The sequence below is a fragment of the Fibrella aquatica genome, from assembly GCF_041321135.1.
Taxonomy (GTDB): domain Bacteria; phylum Bacteroidota; class Bacteroidia; order Cytophagales; family Spirosomataceae; genus Fibrella; species Fibrella aquatica.
Genome location: NZ_JBGGWF010000004.1, coordinates 435,804 through 452,422, shown reverse-complemented (window position 1 = coordinate 452,422; position 16,619 = coordinate 435,804). Strand labels below are relative to the sequence as shown.

The window sequence follows — 16,619 nt, the reverse complement described above, 5'->3', positions numbered from 1 at the left end:
AGCTTTATATCGAGCAAAATTTGTTATAATACATCATCATTGCACGGTCACATATAATCATAGGTAAAGGTGGAAAGTAGACAGGAAGAGTTTTTGACGCTTGATCTTCGTAAGAAAGATGTCCATACCGGGTTAAGGGCATTAGTTTTTCCTGATGGAGATCATACGATCATTTATTTTCCCTCACTAAACCTCTCGGCTTATGGCAACGATGAGCGGGAGGCTACTGACATGGCCCGACTGGTTATCGCCGACTACTTTGATAACCTATTGACGTTATCTGAACAGCGAGTGATAAAGGAGCTCAGGCAATACGGGTGGGTACATAAGCCTTTTCTTACCAAACAACTCAGAAATAGTCAATTTATTGACATAGAGACTGTTAAAGCAAATTTTGAATTGCCCAAAGAGACGCAGGTCCGAGAACAATACATGACTGCATAGATGGGTAAGATTGATTCAGGCACAGTTCGATGTTGGATTAAGTTTCTTGAGTCTACAGCCATTTTTAATAGGGCTCCGGCATCACCATATTGACTATCCCAATAATAGCCTTCCTTTATTTCGATTTTGACGCTGGTGATTCATTGATCATTAACGCCTTCTGAGAGCCACGTTTTCATGATAGACCCCAGAGCTCTTCGATTAACTTCTTATGGGTCGAAATGGTCGCTACGCCATAAACGCTCAGGAAATCAGAAAGGCTAATCTTTGATACTTTCCTTTCATAACAGTAACATCAATATTGGCTACGCTTTTCATCATTGATAAGGCTGTAGCAGGCTCTTAGTCAGGATACAGCAAAAAGATAGAATACAAACCGAGAATGGTTAGAAGAGTAATAGTACTCGCAGCTTTGCTAATTAGTAGCATGACCGCTGTTTTCGCGCAAAATAGAGTGCAGCCAGTCAGGCAGGACATTCCGCTGGATTCGATTCGGCTGAGCGACCCGTTTATTTTGGCGGATAAAAAGACTTCGACGTACTACATGACCGGCACCGGAGGTATGCTGTGGAAAAGCAGCAACCTGAAAAAATGGACTGGTCCGTTCAACCCGGTCAAGACCGACCCTGACTCCTGGATGGGGAAGAATCCGATGATTTGGGCCGCCGAATTACACGCCTACAAGGGCAAGTACTACTACTTTGCCACCTTCACCAATCGGGCGGTAAAAATTGATACCGTCGGCGAGAATGTCATCGAACGGCGGGCTAGTCATGTGTTAGTCAGCGATAGCCCCGAGGGCCCCTACGTACCCATGGCCGATCCTACGTACCTGCCTGCCAACAAACCAACGTTGGATGGCACGTTCTGGGTGGATAAAGACGGGAAACCCTACATGGTGTACTGTTACGAATGGCTGCAAAACCTGAACGGCACTATCGAGAAAATTGAACTCAAGCCTGATTTGAGCGGATCGGTAGGGGAGGGTAAGCTACTTTTCCGAGCTAGCGACAGTCCTTGGAGCCGACAGAAAGAGAATGGTAAGGAGGGCCCGAATAAAGTGACCGATGGCCCGTATCTATTCCAGACCGGAACCGGTCGGCTGGGTATGATCTGGACCAGCTGGATCTACGATGTCTATACGCAAGGGGTTGCCTATTCGAAAAGCGGCACGCTCGATGGCCCCTGGTTGCAGGAAAAAGACCCGATAACGCCACCGAATTACGGCCATGGTATGCTGTTTCGCACACTGGATGGCAAGTGGTTGATGGCCCTTCACAGCCATAGAAGCAGCAACGGCCGTACCATACGGATTCCTAAACTCATTGAAGTAGATTTCTCAGGTGACAAGCTGGTTGTGGGTACGTTGTATAAGCCTTAGGCGGCTTACCTAACAGACTTGTCGTTGGAGCGGTCCGGCGCAAGCATAACTATTATTGTAAGCTATGAATGAGTTCTATCTAAGGTTGCTGACGCTAGGCCCTTCGACAGGCTCAGGGTGACAGGACACTCAGGTACGTTGATCACTGGCTTGAGTGTGCTTGTCACCCTGAGCCTGTCGAAGGGCCCGGGGCGCGAAGCCTATAGCGCGAAGCAACCTTAGCTAAAACGCATCCTAATTCGCGTCAATGAATAAGACTGAGTTGAGCGCGAAGCCTCACTGAAAAGCGCCCTTTTTGACTAAGGCATCTTTTTCTTCTCCACCCGCCAGGTCGGGTTCTGCGCTAGTCCGGCAGGTTCACCGGTAAAGAGCTTACCGGCAGCGCGGTCGCCTTTGAGCTGCCACTGGTACCAGGCGGTGGCCACTTTGGCAAATTCACCCCCGTGCGGCTGGCGGTAGGTGCCCCCGTGGCCAACGTCCATGTTAGCCATAAACACCGGCACGTGGTTAATGCGTTTGTAGTCGTCCATGCCGTTGTTGTAGGCAATGTCTTTCTCACCGCCCAGCATATACAGGGTTGGTGTATGCAGTTTGCCCAGCTGGTCTTTGGTCAGGCTGGGCATGCCACTCATGCCGCTGGCGGGATTGCCTAAAATGCCACTGTTACACACCACCACGGTGCTGACGCGCGGGTCACCAGCTACTTCAAGGGTTTGCAGACCACCGCACGACATACCGCTTACGGCGATCTTAGCCACATCCAGTTTATTGTAGTAGGGACTTTGCTTGTCTGCGTTTTGAGCCGTTGCCCAATTGATGGCATCCAGCAACTGAGACGAGGTCGATTTGCCACTACCTTTTTCGCCCTCCCGGGGCATGGGTCCAATGGCGACCACCAGAAAACCGTGTGAGGCTACCTCAGACAAAAAATTGACGTGTTCCCAGGGCGAATTAGCGCACGCGCCATTACCCCAGGCAATGATGGGTAGCTTATTTTTTTTGGTAAAGGCGCTCAGGTCTTTGGGGCGAAAGACGGTATGGGTTGGCAAGGAAGCTTCGCTGATCATCAGGGCGCTATAAGGGCCACTTCCGCCATCTTCCACCACCCTCGACGCCGGTTGAGTAGTGGTAGACACGGTCTGGGCATAGCTAAATTGGTAGGTGCCAAGCGAAATAGTGGCTATTAGCAGGCCGGTTAAAAGTCTCATAAAGAGTGTCTTTAGGAATAAAGGTTTATGCAGACCAGTGCCGGCTATTGACCGATAACAGGCGGACGTTGGCTTTGTGGTAAAAGGCAGTCCTGACGAGTTCGTTCCCTGGTGGTTTTGAAAGAAGATCAATCGCGATTGATACTATACAGCCGGGCGCTAAAAACAGAATTTCACGAAGAGTAGGACGTACCCACCCTGTATGCATACAGGGGTAATCTTCCTGAAACGACGGAGGGCCGATGCAGTAAGCCCGGCCCTCCGTTAGTAGAAAAACTCTTTTACAGATCACCTGCGGTGTCCGCACCTAAACCGTCAACGTGCCTTCAATGGAATCATCCAGCGTTTTGCCCAGCACGGCACCGGCAGCCATTTTCAGGAGGGCTACGGCATCGCCGTGCTTGTTGTCCCAGTAATAGCCTTCTGTGGTTTCGACCTTGATGACGGTTATCCGAGGGTCATCGACACCTTCCGTAAACCACGTTTTGAGTATCGGCTCCCACAACTCCTTGATCAGCTCCTTATCGGTGGAGATCGTTGCTTCTCCGTAAATGCTCAGGAAATCAGAGTGAGCCGAGCCCTGGAACAGGAGCTGAACGTGATTATCCGACTGTATTTCCTGATTTTTATGGCTGTCGTTGGCACTCAGGAACCAGAAGTTGCCCTGCTCATCCACTTTTTGCGCCGACATTGGGCGAACCGTCAACGGCTGTCCCGCTCTGATTTGCGTGCAGAAGAAGCAGGTATTCGTTTTGGTGGCCAACTCCTTGATTTTCTTACCGGCCTGGGTACGTTGCAGGTCCTTGTGATTCTCTTCGGGCTGATTGCGATTGATGCTATCCATATGATTGGGCGTTGAGTGGCTGGCGTTTCCAGCGGTATCGAATGATGCTGGATAAACCTCGTCAATCGGTATATGTTTATACGATCAACATTTTTTCATAGGGTATATCTACGATGGCAACCTGTTGATAGCCAGTTATTAAAATAATTTAATTAAGTAGTTATAGTCATATGTTTAGTGTCTAAATTGACATTTTCCTATATTATTTGTTCTCATTTTTTGATTAGAAGTAGTAACGGCACCCCTTATCAGGGCTTAATCGTTAGGGTTTACCCTAATCTATCGTTAACCTATCTAATCAACTATCATGAAGAACCCTTTACAACGAGTTGGGTACGTGGTCACTACGCTGCTGCTGAGTTGGCTGCTATGTGCCGGAGTCATGGCCCAGGATCGGCGAATCACCGGTCAGATCAAAGATGAGCAGGGATCTGCTTTGCCCGGCGTTAGCGTTGTGGTAAAAGGCACCACGCAGGGAACATCCACCGATGCCCAGGGAAACTACAATCTGCTTGTTCCCAATGGCAATGCCACACTCGTTTTCTCGTACGTTGGCTACGTAGCTCAGGAAGTAGCGGTTGGCAACCAAACGGCCATTAACCTCTCGCTGCTGAACGACGATAAGGCCCTCGATGAGGTGGTGGTTATCGGCTATGGCACGACCCGTAAATCAGATCTTACCGGGGCGGTGGCCAGTGTGAAACAATCACAACTGATGGAGCGTCCTTCACCGTCGCTCAATCAGGCGCTGTCGGGACGGATGCCGGGCGTGCAGGTAAACACTAACTCGGGCCGTCCGGGTGGTCGTACTACCGTTCGTATCCGGGGTTTCAGCTCGATCAATTCGTCCAACAATCCGCTTTACGTGGTCGATGGGGTGATGCTGCCGCAGGGCAACCAAAACCAGTTCAGCTCGGCCATCGATTTCATCAACCCCAACGATATTGTGTCGGTCGAGGTGTTGAAAGATGCGTCGTCTACGGCTATCTACGGAGCACGCGGTGCCAACGGGGTTATTCTGGTAACGACCAAAAAAGGCAAAGCGGGCGAAGGACAGATTACCTACAACGCCGACTTTAGCGTGAACACCATTGGACCAAACCGGCCGCAGGTGCTGAATGCCCGCGAATACCTGGCTACCGAAGATCTGGCCTATGCCAACATTGCCAAGTTCGACCCGGTTGGCTGGGCGGCTGGTAAATACACCAACCTGGACCCGGTGGCGCGTCGCCGTCAGTTCAGCGCGGCCCATCCGGGTGTGTTCGACAGCAACCTGAATCCGCTCTACGATACCGATTGGTTTAAAGAAACCACGCAGAATAAACTGTCGCAGAACCACCAACTGGGTTTCAGCGGGGGTAACGAACGTACCCAGTATTCGTTGTCGCTGGGTTACCGCAACGACGAAGGCCTGATCAAAACATCGTACATGAAACGGTATTCGAGCCGCTTCACCATCGATGATCAGGTGAAGAAATGGCTGAAAGTAGGCGGAACGCTGAGCTACAACAACCAGACTGAAAACCTGGTGGATATCAATGATGCCGTACCCCGGCAGATCGTGGAAGATTTTCCGTTCCTGCCCGTGAAATACGACAACGGTGCATACGCCAGCAACCGGGACTACCCAAGTGCCGAGGGGTCGTTCAGTTCGGTACATCGGCTGATGGACCGCCGTTATATTCTGAACTCGCAAACAACGCTAGGTAGCCTGTATTCAAACATCAGCATTGCCAAAGGACTGGAAATGAGAACCGTACTTGGCGTGAATGTATTGACGCAGGAAAACAACGAGTCACAAACCAGAACGCTGAATCCGGGTAACTTTGGGAATGCCGCCGCCAGAAACCGGAAAGAAAGCTTCTGGTCGCTGGAAAATTACCTGACCTACAATAAGCAGCTTAGTGAGAAAAGTAACCTCACCGCCTTGCTGGGTCTGTCGTGGCAGGAGACCAATATCTTCAGCATTGGCGCTACGGTCAACAACTTTGCCACCGATTACTTCGGCTTCAACAACCTGGGTGCCGGTGCTACCAATCCGCAGGTAACGTCGGGTGCATCACGGTTTGCGTTTAACTCGTACTTCGGTCGGGTCAACTACAGCCTGCTCGATAAGTACCTGTTTACGGTAACGGGCCGCGCCGACGGATCGTCGAAATTCGGAGCTAACCACAAGTTTGCGTTCTTCCCCTCGGCCGCTTTCGCCTGGCGCGTATCGGAAGAAGACTTCCTGAAAGGCAACCAGACCATTTCAAACCTGAAATTCCGTACCAGCTATGGCCTGACGGGTAACTCGGAGATTCCGCCCTACTCATCGCTGGCCCTGCTTAGCTCGAACTACTCGGCCATCTACAACGACACCCGTTTCGGCGGAACAGGCATCGACCGGCTGGCTAACCCCGATTTGCGGTGGGAAAAAACCGCACAGGCCGACATTGGTCTGGAGATTGGCCTGTTCAAAGGGCGCGTATCGCTGGAAGCAGACTACTATTACCGCTTAACGTCGGATATGCTGCTCGACGCACCCGTGGCGCGCACCAGTGGGTACGGCACCATTCGCCGGAACGTGGGTACGATGCAGAACGCCGGTTTCGAATTAGGCCTGAACACGGTCAACATCGACCGGGGCGATTTCACCTGGAACACGACGTTCAACATTTCGCTGAACCGTAACAAGGTGCTTTCGCTGGCCACGCCATCCGACATCTTTAACGTAGGCGGTCCGAACTTCACCAACCCCACCAACATTATTCGGGTTGGCGAAGCGGTTGGTTCATTCTGGGGGCTGACCCGACTGGGAACGTGGAGCGAGGCCGAGCGCGAAGAAGCGTCTAAATTCACCAGCTACCGGAATAACCTGACCCTGCTGCCGGGCGATATCAAGTACCTGGACGTAAACGGCGACAAAGTGATCAACGACGCCGACCGGAGCATTATCGGTAACGGTAGCCCGAAAGGATGGGGTGCGTTGACCAACAGCTTCCGATTCAAGAAATTCGATGCCACCATCGAGTTGCAGTTCATGTACGGCAACGATGTGATGCTGATGAACCTGCACGCCAGCGAAGACCGGCAGGCATTGGCCAACAGCTACACGTCGGTGCTGAACGCCTGGACGCCACAGAACCAGAATACGCCGATTGCCCAGATTCGGGAAACCCGCGCCGGGTACGTGACCAACGTAGATTCGCACTGGATCAAAGACGGCTCGTTCCTGCGTGGCCGTAACTTCCTGATCGGCTACACCATGCCTGCCGAGGTGACCAACCGGCTGAAATTGAACCGGCTGCGCTTCTACGCTACGGCGCAGAACATATTCCTGCTCGTGAAAGACCCAATCGTTGGCGACCCCGAAGTGACGCCTACCAACCAGGGTGATGGCAACAGCGCCTTCTCTCAGGGAATGATCTGGCACAACTACCCCAAACCGTCGACATTCCTGCTCGGTTTGCAAATCGGCCTTTAATCAGCACGCTGACCTCAACTCACATTATCATGCGAATTACCCTACGAAATACCTTATTTAAAGCGATGCTGGGCGGAACGCTGCTGTTCGGCCCCGTTGGTTGTACTAATTTTCTGGACGAGATGGCTCCGTCTAACCTTACAGCCGATAGCTTTTATACCATTCCTGACCATGCCGAAGCAGCCCTGGTGTCGGTTTACGCCAGCATGCGCTTCATCGGCGATGGGGCCAACATCTTCTCTAACAACTGGCAACTGCTAGAGGCGATGACAGGTACGTCGACCACCGAAACAGCCCAAAATTCTGACCTGAACAACCTGTATAGCCTGTCGCACGATGGCAATACGGTGCATGTGGTAAACTACTGGAACGGCCTCTACCGCGTTATTGCGCAGGCCAATCAGTTGCTCGATCGGGTGCCTGGTATCACGCCAATGGACGAGGCGCAAAAGACGAAAATTCTTGGTGAAGCGCGTTTTCTGAGAGCCTGGGCTTATTTCACGGCGGTTCGGCTATGGGGTGATGTGCCGCTCGTTACCAAACCACAGCCCGACGCTACGGCTCCTGATTTCAACCCGCCCCGTGCCTCGCAGGAAGAGGTGTATAACCTGATCGTCGAGGATCTGAAAGCGGCCGAAGCGGCTGGTTTGCCCTGGATGGATGTGAGTGGTCGGGTTAACCTGGCGGCGGTGAAAACGCAGCTGTCGAAAGTGTACCTGACCATGGCGGGTTTCCCGCTGAACAAAGGCGCGGCCCACTACAAGCTGGCAGCCGACAAAGCGTTTGAGGTGGTTACGTATGCCAACGCCAATCCGTCGGTGATTAACCTGTTTACGACCTACGAAGATGTACACCGCGAAAGTCAGGAAAACCGGGTCGAGCACCTGTTCATGTTGCAGTACAACGCCGTGGTAGCGTCGAACCCGATGGACAATTTCTACGGTAACTTCAAGCCTATCAATTACAACGGTCCAACCGGAACGGGAAGCTCGGTACCAACGGCTTCGTTTTACAACTCATACGAAACGGGCGATCTGCGGACCAAAGATCAGGAGGGTTATTTCTACACTACCTATTTCACCAATGGTACCGGCGCGCGCTTCAATCTGGGTGCTCCTTATGTGTTCAAGCACTTTAACCGCACGGCCAATGGTACGCAGGGCGTAGCCGGCACCCGGTTGAACAACCTGAATGTGCCGCAGATTCGGTATGCCGAAACGTTGCTCTTGTACGCTGAAGCACAGAACGAACTGGGTGCGCCTACGCAGGCGGCCTACGATGCCCTGAAGCGTATTCGGGATCGGGCGAAGCTCACCACACCGGCACTGGGCGCTTACTCGCAGAACACCTTCCGCGAGGCTGTATGGCGCGAGCGCTGGCACGAACTGTGTTACGAGCAGCTTACCTGGTTTGATATGGTTAGGCTTCGGAAAGTGTTTAACGAGACAACCAAAGGGTTCGATAATTTCGTGGGTCACGTGAACCTGAGTACCAACAAGGCGCTGGAGCAGAAGCATTTGCTGTTGCCGCTGCCTCGTCAGGAAATGCTGAACAACCCGCAGCTGAAGCCACAAAACCCCGGTTATCCTAACTAAGGGTACTGATGTCTTAATCGGTGTTGATCATCTGGTCACGCCTTGTAAAACCCCGATAGCAATAGGCTGTCGGGGTTTTTTTGTACCTTCGCTTTTATCTGAAACACCTTAATAATCAGTTTGATGGCCATGATTAAACTCACTATAAACAATCAGCCGAAAACGCTCGACGTTGATCCCGATATGCCGCTATTGTGGGCAATCCGCGACGTAGTTGGCCTGACCGGCACCAAGTTCGGTTGCGGCATTGCCCAGTGCGGAGCCTGTACCGTTCACCTCGACGGATCGCCCGTTCGATCATGTAGTGTACCTGTTTCGGCGGTGGCTGGACAGAAGATTACCACCATTGAAGGTCTTTCGAAAAATGCCGATCATCCGGTGCAGAAAGCCTGGATCGAGCATCAGGTGCCGCAGTGCGGTTACTGCCAGTCGGGGCAGATCATGTCGGCGGTGGCGTTGCTGAAACAGATTCCAAAGCCAACCGATGCTGATATCGACGCGGCCATGCAGGGTAACATCTGTCGTTGTGGCACCTACGTCCGAATCCGGCAGGCCATTCATACTGCGTCGGCCGAAATCACGGCTACGCCTAAAGTGAAGAACAGTACTAAACTCGGGAAACGATGAGCACAGACACTATACTAACAGCCAACCGCCGCGATTTTCTGAAAACGCTTGGTCTGGCGGGCGGGGCACTGGTACTCGGCATGTCGTCGGCCACTGCTGGCGTTCCTGACGTGGCGGGCATGGGTATCCTGAATATCAACGCGGCTCCCGTTGGTACCGAGCTGACACCCTACATCATCATCGAGAAATCGGTGGGAGGGAAGCCCGGAAAAATTACGATCATGAACCCTCAACCGGATATGGGTCAGGGTACGTTCCAGTCGGTTCCGGCGCTGATCGCCGAAGAATTGGGGGTATCACTGAATCAGGTGACGATTCTGCAAACGGGGGGTGAAAAATCATTTGGCGGTCAGATTTCGGGCGGTAGCGCATCGGTTCGTGGTCGGTATATGACCCTACGCAAAGTGGGTGCTTCGGCCCGCGAAATGCTGGTAATCGCCGCCAGCCAACAGTGGAACGTACCTGCCGACGAATGTACCGTAGCCAATGCGCGGGTGCACCATAAAGCATCAGGACGCAGTATCGGGTATGGTGAACTAATCGACGTGGCGTCGACATTACCCGTACCGACCAGTCCGAAACTAAAAGACCCGAAAGATTTCACGATCCTGGGTAAGGCGGCGCTCCGGCCCGAAGTGCCCGCCAAATCATCGGGTCGGGCGCAGTTCGGTATCGACGTAAAAGTGCCGGGTATGCTGTATGCCTCGGTAGAACGCAGCCCCGTTATTGGCAGCAAGCTGATTAGCTTCGATGATACCAAAACGAAGCAGGTAAAAGGCGTGCAACAGGTAGTGAAGGCGACCCGCGTGCTCGAAGAAAATAAGTATGATGGCGTAGCGGTGGTGGCCGATACGTATTGGGCTGCGCTGAAAGGCCGTCGGGCATTGGCCGTAAAATGGGATCACCAGGGCCTCGATGCCTTCAACACGGTAGCTTACGAAAAGCACCTTCGCGAACTGGCCAAACAGGACGGTGTAGTCGACCACACCTCGGGCGATTTCGGCAAAGCGTTTGCCAATGCCACTACCAAAATCGACGCGTTTTACGAAACGCCCATGGTGAGTCACTCGCCCATGGAGCCGATGAACTGCGTGGTGAACTGGCCTACCGCCGATACGGTAGAGGTCTGGACCTCGTCGCAGGCACCGGACTGGATCAAGTCGAAGATAGCCGACGAGTTCAAGATCAAGCCTGCCGATGTAAAGGTGAATATCACCTTCAACGGCGGGGGTTTTGGGCGTCGGTTATTCCAGGATTTTGTGCTCGAAGCGGCCCATATTGCCAAATCAGTGGGTAAGCCCGTAAAGGTGGTCTGGACACGCGAAGACGACACACAACTCGGCCCCTTCCGACCCATGACTTTCTCGGCCATGCGCGCCGGACTCGACGCTACGGGTAAACCGGTTGCTTTTCAGCACAAAGTCATTTCGCCTTCGATCGATGCCACGCTGGGTCGGGGCCATAAAGCCGACAAGCCCGACAAAACCATGACGGAGGGCATCAGCGAACAGAAGTACGAGATACCGAATGTCGACAACCGCTACGTCTTTGCCGACCTTCAGGTACCAACAGGCTATTGGCGGGCCGTTACCAGCACCACGCTGGCCTTTGCGCACGAGTGTTTCATCGACGAGATGGCGCATCAGGCGAAGCAGAACCCGATGGATTACCGGATGGCGATGCTCACAAAGGAGTCTGATACGAAAAAGGTGCTGGCCAAACTCCGTGAGGTGTCGAACTGGGACAAGCCGCTACCGGCCGGTAAAGGCCGCGGCGTAGCGCAGTGGGAGTTCTTCGCCGGTCTGGCCGGTCAGGTTGTCGAGGTGTCGAAGCAGAAAGACGGGTCGGTGAAGGTCGACAAAGTGTATTGCGTGATTGACCTGGGCACGGTTGTTAACCCCGACATGGTGCGGAATCAGGTAGAAGGGGCGATCTGTATGGGGCTGGTAGCGGCCACCAAAGAAGGAATCACCTTCGCCAACGGACAGGCGCAACAAACTAATTTTGATACCAATCAGATGTTGCGCATCAACGAAATGCCCGCCATTGAGGTGCATATTCTGGCCGACGGTGGAAACACGATCAAAGGCGTAGGTGAACCCGGCTTACCACCGCTAGCCCCCGCGCTGGCCAACGCCGTTTTCGCCGCCACCGGCAAACGAGTGCGCCGACTGCCGTTTGATCTAGGGAAGGTGTAAAACGAACGGAGGAAAGGGAGAAAGGAGGAAGGGGAGTTTACGGCTCAGCATTGCTTACGCGTAAGCTCCCTTTCCTCCGTTCTCCCCTTCCTCCTTTCCTCCCTTCCTCTTACTTTTGCCCCATGAATTATTGGTTAGTAAAGTCGGAGCCGGAGACATATGGCTGGCATCATTTTATTGAACAGGGGCGCGCTACCTGGGACGGTGTACGTAATTATCAGGCCCGTAATAACCTACAGGCCATGCGCGAAGGCGATCAGGTGTTGTTTTACCATAGCGTGACCAAACCCGCCGTGGTTGGTCTGGCCAAAGTTGTCTGCGAAGCCTACCCCGACCCAACCGCCGATCCTGTGCCAGCGGGCAAGCAAACGCCCTGGTGCGTAGTGGAACTGGAGCCAGCGCTGGCCTTTGCACAATCCGTTTCATTGGCACAGATCAAAGCTGAACCCATGCTGGCCAATGTGGCCCTCATCAAACAATCCCGCCTCTCGGTCATGCCCATCAAACCCGACGAGTTTGATCTGATTGTGAAGATGGGGAATAACTAAAATTTTCAGTTTGTGGTTTGTAGTCTATAGTTTGTGGTTGCGCCGCTAGTCTACGAGATGGTGACTTAGCAGCGCAACTATACACTGTAGACCACAAACCACAAACTACATTCCATGCCCACCCTCCAGCCTATCCTGAATTTTGTTGAGTTGTTGCACCAGAAAGGGCTGCGCGATGTGGTGGTGTCGCCGGGGTCGCGGTCGGCACCGCTGACGCTGGCTGTAGCGCGGCATCCCGGTTTGCGGGTACGGGTGGTGCCCGACGAGCGGGTGGCCGGCTTTACGGCCCTGGGCATGGCGCAACAGACGAAGACACCTGTGGCGCTCATCTGTACGTCGGGGAGTGCCGTGTATAACCTTAGCCCGGCGGTGGTGGAGGCTTATTTTAAACAGGTTCCGTTGTTACTACTCACCGCCGACCGGCCCCACGAATGGCTGCATCAGCAGGACGGACAGACCATCGATCAGGTAGGAATTTTCGGGAACCATGTAAAACGGAGTTACGATTTCCCCGCCGACTATACCCATCCCGATGCGCGTTGGTTTATGGAGCGGGTGGCGAACGAAGCCTTCGATTTGAGTTGCCACGGCCCCGCCGGACCGGTGCATATAAACGTACCCTTGCGCGAGCCGTTCTACCCAAAAGCCGATGAGGTGTTTCGGCCGGAACGGGGTCGTGTTGTCGAGCAGCTACCTACGCTGGCACAGTTACCGGCCGACACCTGGCACCGCTTATTGGCCGATTGGGAACGAGCCGAACGTAAGCTGATTCTGGTCGGGCAAACCACGTTCCAGCCTGATTTACAGCAGGTGCTTGCCCAGATTGGCCGTGAACTGAACGTACCTGTGGTGGGTGAAATTATCAGTAATCTTGGCCGAAATGACGTGTTTATCAGTCAGTCAGACACGATTCTGGGACAGCCTAATGAAGAAGAACTGGCCAACCTGCGCCCCGATCTGCTCGTTACGCTGGGCAACTCGTTTCTGACGCGTAATCTGAAAACCTATTTCCGCCGTTACTCGGCCGCCCAACACTGGCACATTCAGGCCCACGGTGATCGGCTCGTCGATTCGTTCCAGTCCATGACCACCCGGATTCCAATGGAACCGGCCGATTTCTTCCAGAAACTATTTGCTGATCTCGATTACCAGCATTTTCGAGAAGGCGTTGAGGAGGATGACGAAGAAGCAGAATACCTTACGGCCTGGCAAGCTGCCGAACAGGCCGCCCGTCGGATTGTAGCCCAGTCGCTCCGGGAGTCGCCATTTACTGATTGGGTGGCTACAGAAGCTGTATTGGATGCGTTACCCGCGGAGTCGCACCTGCATCTAGGCAACAGCATGCCTGTTCGGTACGCCAATATGTGCGGGCTTGACGCTAATCAGGCTATTCGGGTGTGGGCCAATCGGGGCACAAGCGGGATCGATGGGTGCCTGAGTACGGCCGTTGGCGCTGCCCTGCGAACCGAGCAGATTGTGACGGTGCTGTTGGGCGATGTGTCGTTCTTCTACGACCGCAATGCACTTTGGCAGTCAAATTTGCCAGCTAATCTGCGCATCGTGATGCTCAATAATTCGGCGGGCCATATATTCCGAATCATCGACGGTCCGTCGCAACAGCCGGAGTTAGAGACTTATTTCGAAACGCCACATCAGCTAACCGCCGAACGTACCTGCGCCGACTTCGGAATTACCTATCACCAGGTGGCAGAACTGGGTACGTTGGCCACTACGCTGGGTACGTTTTTCCAGGCATCTGACAAGCCTAAGCTGCTCGAAATCACCACCGACAAATACCTGAATGCCGAAGCGTTTAAAGCCTATAAACAGCGGTTGTAGTTGGGTTTGGTACTGTAAATTTGCTATAAGGGTGGGGGGGCTTTGAGGAAATTGCTTTCGTTAAGCTTCGCGAACTAGGCCCTTCGACTAGGCCGGTCCGCCGGTGCGGTCCCCGACAGGCTCAGGGTGACATCAATCATCACCATGTTCTGGCTAACAACCCTTAGGTTCCTGTCACCCTGAGCCTGTCGGGGACCGCACCGGCGGACCGGCCTAGTCGAAGGGCCTAGTTCGCGAAGCCTAACGAGAGCAATTTCCTGCTGTCACTCGCGACAAGCAAGCAACAACGAAAATCCTATTAATCCCGCCAAAGCCTGTCCAGACCTACATCCGGCAATCTTCCAGAATCTTCTCGTTGTTTTTGATGTAGGCATCGTCACCGGCTTTTTTAGCCAGGTCGAGCGACATTTGGGCGTCGGCGCGGGCGGCTTTGCAGTTGCTCAGCTTCGCCTCTATTTTTGCCCGCAGGTGATACGCCCAGTATTCGGTGTTCTTTTCCACCACCTTATTGGCCCAAACCAGCGCCTGATTTAGATCGCGGTTAGTGTCGAGGTAATATTGGGCGGCTCCAAAATACGTATCGGTTGAAGCAGTAGGCGAGGCCGTTTTTTCTTTAATCTGCGCCATCACGCGTGTATCGGCATCGTTTGAGATAGGCAACCGAGCAACCAGTTCATCCCAACGTACCTGAAGCGTGGCCGACGTAGGCGTGATGTCGACAAACTCAAAGGTCAGCGTTTCGGTCTTCATGATCGAGCGTTCGGGCCGTACCACCAGCCGAATCACATCGTTTACTTCCTTGTAATCATAAGCGCCCCAGGCTTGTGCGTCTTTGTTGATGATGAAGGTAAACGAATCTCTGTCGGGAACGGAGTAAAGGCCATACGTACCCGCCGACAACGCCTTTCCATTGAGCGTCATTGTCTCCGAGAGCGTGATGTTGGTGATTTTATTGGCACCCGAACGCCACACTTTTCCGTACGGAACCCGGTCGCCAAACATCGTGCGGCCTCTTAGCGAAGGACGGCCATAATCGACCGTAACTGAGCCTAAACCGACTTGTTGCGTAACGGTGGCGGCAGGGCTGGCTGCTGGTAAATCAATCTGGGCATAGCCCGCTGTCAGGCAAACAGACAGTATCGTAGAAAGGATTAGTTTATGCATGGTAGAATCGATAAAAACAGACAACAAGTTTACGACGAATATCGACAAAAAAGCCCGGTCATGTGACCGGGCTTTTGACAAACCGATAGACTATAGGGTTTAATGAACCCCACGCTTTTTTTTCGTCAGTATTCGTTGAAGCCTGACAAGCCAGCAATCAGGCGCTAGGCCGTGTCGCCAGTAGTACGGATCAGGCTAATGCCGGTGAAAAAGAAGATACCGCCCAGGACCAGATAAACGAGGGAGGCCTGCGCCACACCGCCCGCCATCAAATCCTTGCCACCCATCAGGAGGCCTGCCAGACCAAGTAAGGTCAAAATGACACCGAAAACGCGTTTGAGATTCATATGTTGAGTGATTGATAGAGATGAGAACTGCTCATGAAACAGCAAAACACCCGATCTGTTTAAAATTCAGGCTAAACCGATTGACTGGCCGTTTTCACGCAGGTACGTAACGTCAGGCTACAGCGGCTCAAGGCAAGTAACTCCTACGGTATAAACCGGCGTTTCGGCAAAGCGGGAGGCAACGATTAGCTCGGTCTGATCCATGTGGGGCCGAAAAAAATCGTGGGCGATTACCGGACTGTTATTGTCTTTCGAGAGGTGCGATAACAGCACGTGACTCATAAATGCCGGTTTGTGTTCCCTGAAGAGTGTTAGGGCCTGCTGATTCGACAGGTGACCATGCCCGCCCCTGATTCGTTGTTTCAGAAAAGCCGGGTAACGCCCATTTGCCAATAGGTCTTCGTCGTAATTCGCTTCCAGAAAAACAGCGTGACACTGTTTAAAATGGTGAATCACCTGCTCACAGGCCGCGCCAATATCGGTAAACACGCCCACGGTCGTCTCTCGATCATCGACCAGAAAGCTTTGCGGATCAACGGCGTCGTGCTGCTTGGGGAAAGCCGTCACGCGAAGCGTACCAACCTCGACGGGTTCGTAAGGCAGCAACACGCGAACGGGAAATCGAGCCGGTAGTAACCTCGTGGACCGGAGGGTTGGCGTGGTAATGTATACCGGAATCTGGTACTTGAGCGACAGTTGAGCCACCCCGCTGATGTGGTCGCTGTGTTCGTGTGAGATAAAAATCGCCTTCACCATACGGAGTGATAACCCCAGCCGCTGCATGCGTACCTCGGTTTGCCGACACGAGAGCCCTGCATCAATCAGTACGGCTTCCTGCTCATTGCCAACATAATAGCAGTTGCCATTACTGCCTGAATTTAACGAGGTAATGTAGAGAGGCATATAAAAAGAAAGGCTATTTAGTCAGGCGAGACCCTGCAAAAGAAGGGGCTCACCT

General features: G+C 53.1%; 13 protein-coding genes. 8 read left to right on the top strand and 5 right to left on the bottom strand.

Annotated elements, in window-relative coordinates:
* Nucleotides 1-69: 69 nt before the first annotated feature.
* Both ACAW87_RS12635 and ACAW87_RS12630 read left to right on the top strand, forming a co-directional pair.
* Nucleotides 70-444: a hypothetical protein gene (locus ACAW87_RS12635; RefSeq protein WP_370723755.1), complete on the top strand. Its 375-nt coding sequence runs from the start codon at nucleotides 70-72 to the stop codon at nucleotides 442-444.
* 427 nt (nucleotides 445-871) lie between these two features.
* Nucleotides 872-1,825, top strand: a complete 954-nt coding sequence (locus ACAW87_RS12630; RefSeq protein ID WP_370723754.1) for a glycoside hydrolase family 43 protein — start codon at nucleotides 872-874, stop codon at nucleotides 1,823-1,825.
* Nucleotides 1,826-2,124: 299 nt separating this feature from the next.
* Here the strand turns inward: ACAW87_RS12630 and ACAW87_RS12625 are convergent, their stop codons facing one another.
* The gene (locus ACAW87_RS12625) at nucleotides 2,125-3,033 is read right to left on the bottom strand and encodes a poly(ethylene terephthalate) hydrolase family protein (protein ID WP_370723753.1); all 909 of its coding nucleotides are present in this window, start codon (nucleotides 3,031-3,033) and stop codon (nucleotides 2,125-2,127) included.
* A 307-nt stretch (nucleotides 3,034-3,340) separates the two neighbouring features.
* Entirely contained in the window at nucleotides 3,341-3,877 is a 537-nt protein-coding gene (locus tag ACAW87_RS12620; protein ID WP_370723752.1) for a pyridoxamine 5'-phosphate oxidase family protein, read from the bottom strand.
* Nucleotides 3,878-4,184: 307 nt separating this feature from the next.
* On the opposite strand from ACAW87_RS12620, the gene ACAW87_RS12615 reads away from it, so the two are divergent.
* The 6 genes from ACAW87_RS12615 (at nucleotide 4,185) to menD (ending at nucleotide 14,150) form a co-directional block, all read left to right on the top strand.
* The gene (locus tag ACAW87_RS12615) at nucleotides 4,185-7,343 is read left to right on the top strand and encodes a SusC/RagA family TonB-linked outer membrane protein (protein WP_370723751.1); all 3,159 of its coding nucleotides are present in this window, start codon (nucleotides 4,185-4,187) and stop codon (nucleotides 7,341-7,343) included.
* Nucleotides 7,344-7,372: 29 nt separating this feature from the next.
* Complete coding sequence (locus ACAW87_RS12610; RefSeq protein WP_370723750.1) at nucleotides 7,373-8,938, top strand: RagB/SusD family nutrient uptake outer membrane protein; 1,566 nt, start codon at nucleotides 7,373-7,375, stop codon at nucleotides 8,936-8,938.
* Between the two features lie 123 nt (nucleotides 8,939-9,061).
* The gene (locus ACAW87_RS12605) at nucleotides 9,062-9,565 is read left to right on the top strand and encodes a (2Fe-2S)-binding protein (RefSeq protein WP_370723749.1); all 504 of its coding nucleotides are present in this window, start codon (nucleotides 9,062-9,064) and stop codon (nucleotides 9,563-9,565) included.
* The gene (locus tag ACAW87_RS12600) at nucleotides 9,562-11,763 is read left to right on the top strand and encodes a xanthine dehydrogenase family protein molybdopterin-binding subunit (protein ID WP_370723748.1); all 2,202 of its coding nucleotides are present in this window, start codon (nucleotides 9,562-9,564) and stop codon (nucleotides 11,761-11,763) included. The genes ACAW87_RS12605 and ACAW87_RS12600 overlap by 4 nt, the downstream gene beginning before the upstream one ends.
* Nucleotides 11,764-11,885: 122 nt before the next feature.
* Entirely contained in the window at nucleotides 11,886-12,311 is a 426-nt protein-coding gene (locus ACAW87_RS12595; protein WP_370723747.1) for an EVE domain-containing protein, read from the top strand.
* Nucleotides 12,312-12,425: 114 nt separating this feature from the next.
* A complete protein-coding gene (gene menD / locus ACAW87_RS12590; protein ID WP_370723746.1) occupies nucleotides 12,426-14,150 on the top strand; it encodes a 2-succinyl-5-enolpyruvyl-6-hydroxy-3-cyclohexene-1-carboxylic-acid synthase in 1,725 nt (574 codons plus the stop codon).
* A gap of 324 nt (nucleotides 14,151-14,474) precedes the next feature.
* Here the strand turns inward: menD and ACAW87_RS12585 are convergent, their stop codons facing one another.
* From ACAW87_RS12585 to ACAW87_RS12575, 3 genes are all read right to left on the bottom strand, one after another.
* Nucleotides 14,475-15,314 (bottom strand): DUF2911 domain-containing protein, encoded by an 840-nt coding sequence (locus ACAW87_RS12585; protein ID WP_370723745.1) that lies wholly within the window; start codon nucleotides 15,312-15,314, stop codon nucleotides 14,475-14,477.
* A gap of 164 nt (nucleotides 15,315-15,478) precedes the next feature.
* Nucleotides 15,479-15,661, bottom strand: coding sequence for a hypothetical protein (locus ACAW87_RS12580; RefSeq protein ID WP_370723744.1), 183 nt, complete (start codon nucleotides 15,659-15,661; stop codon nucleotides 15,479-15,481).
* A gap of 117 nt (nucleotides 15,662-15,778) precedes the next feature.
* Nucleotides 15,779-16,564: an MBL fold metallo-hydrolase gene (locus ACAW87_RS12575; RefSeq protein ID WP_370723743.1), complete on the bottom strand. Its 786-nt coding sequence runs from the start codon at nucleotides 16,562-16,564 to the stop codon at nucleotides 15,779-15,781.
* Nucleotides 16,565-16,619: the final 55 nt, after the last annotated feature.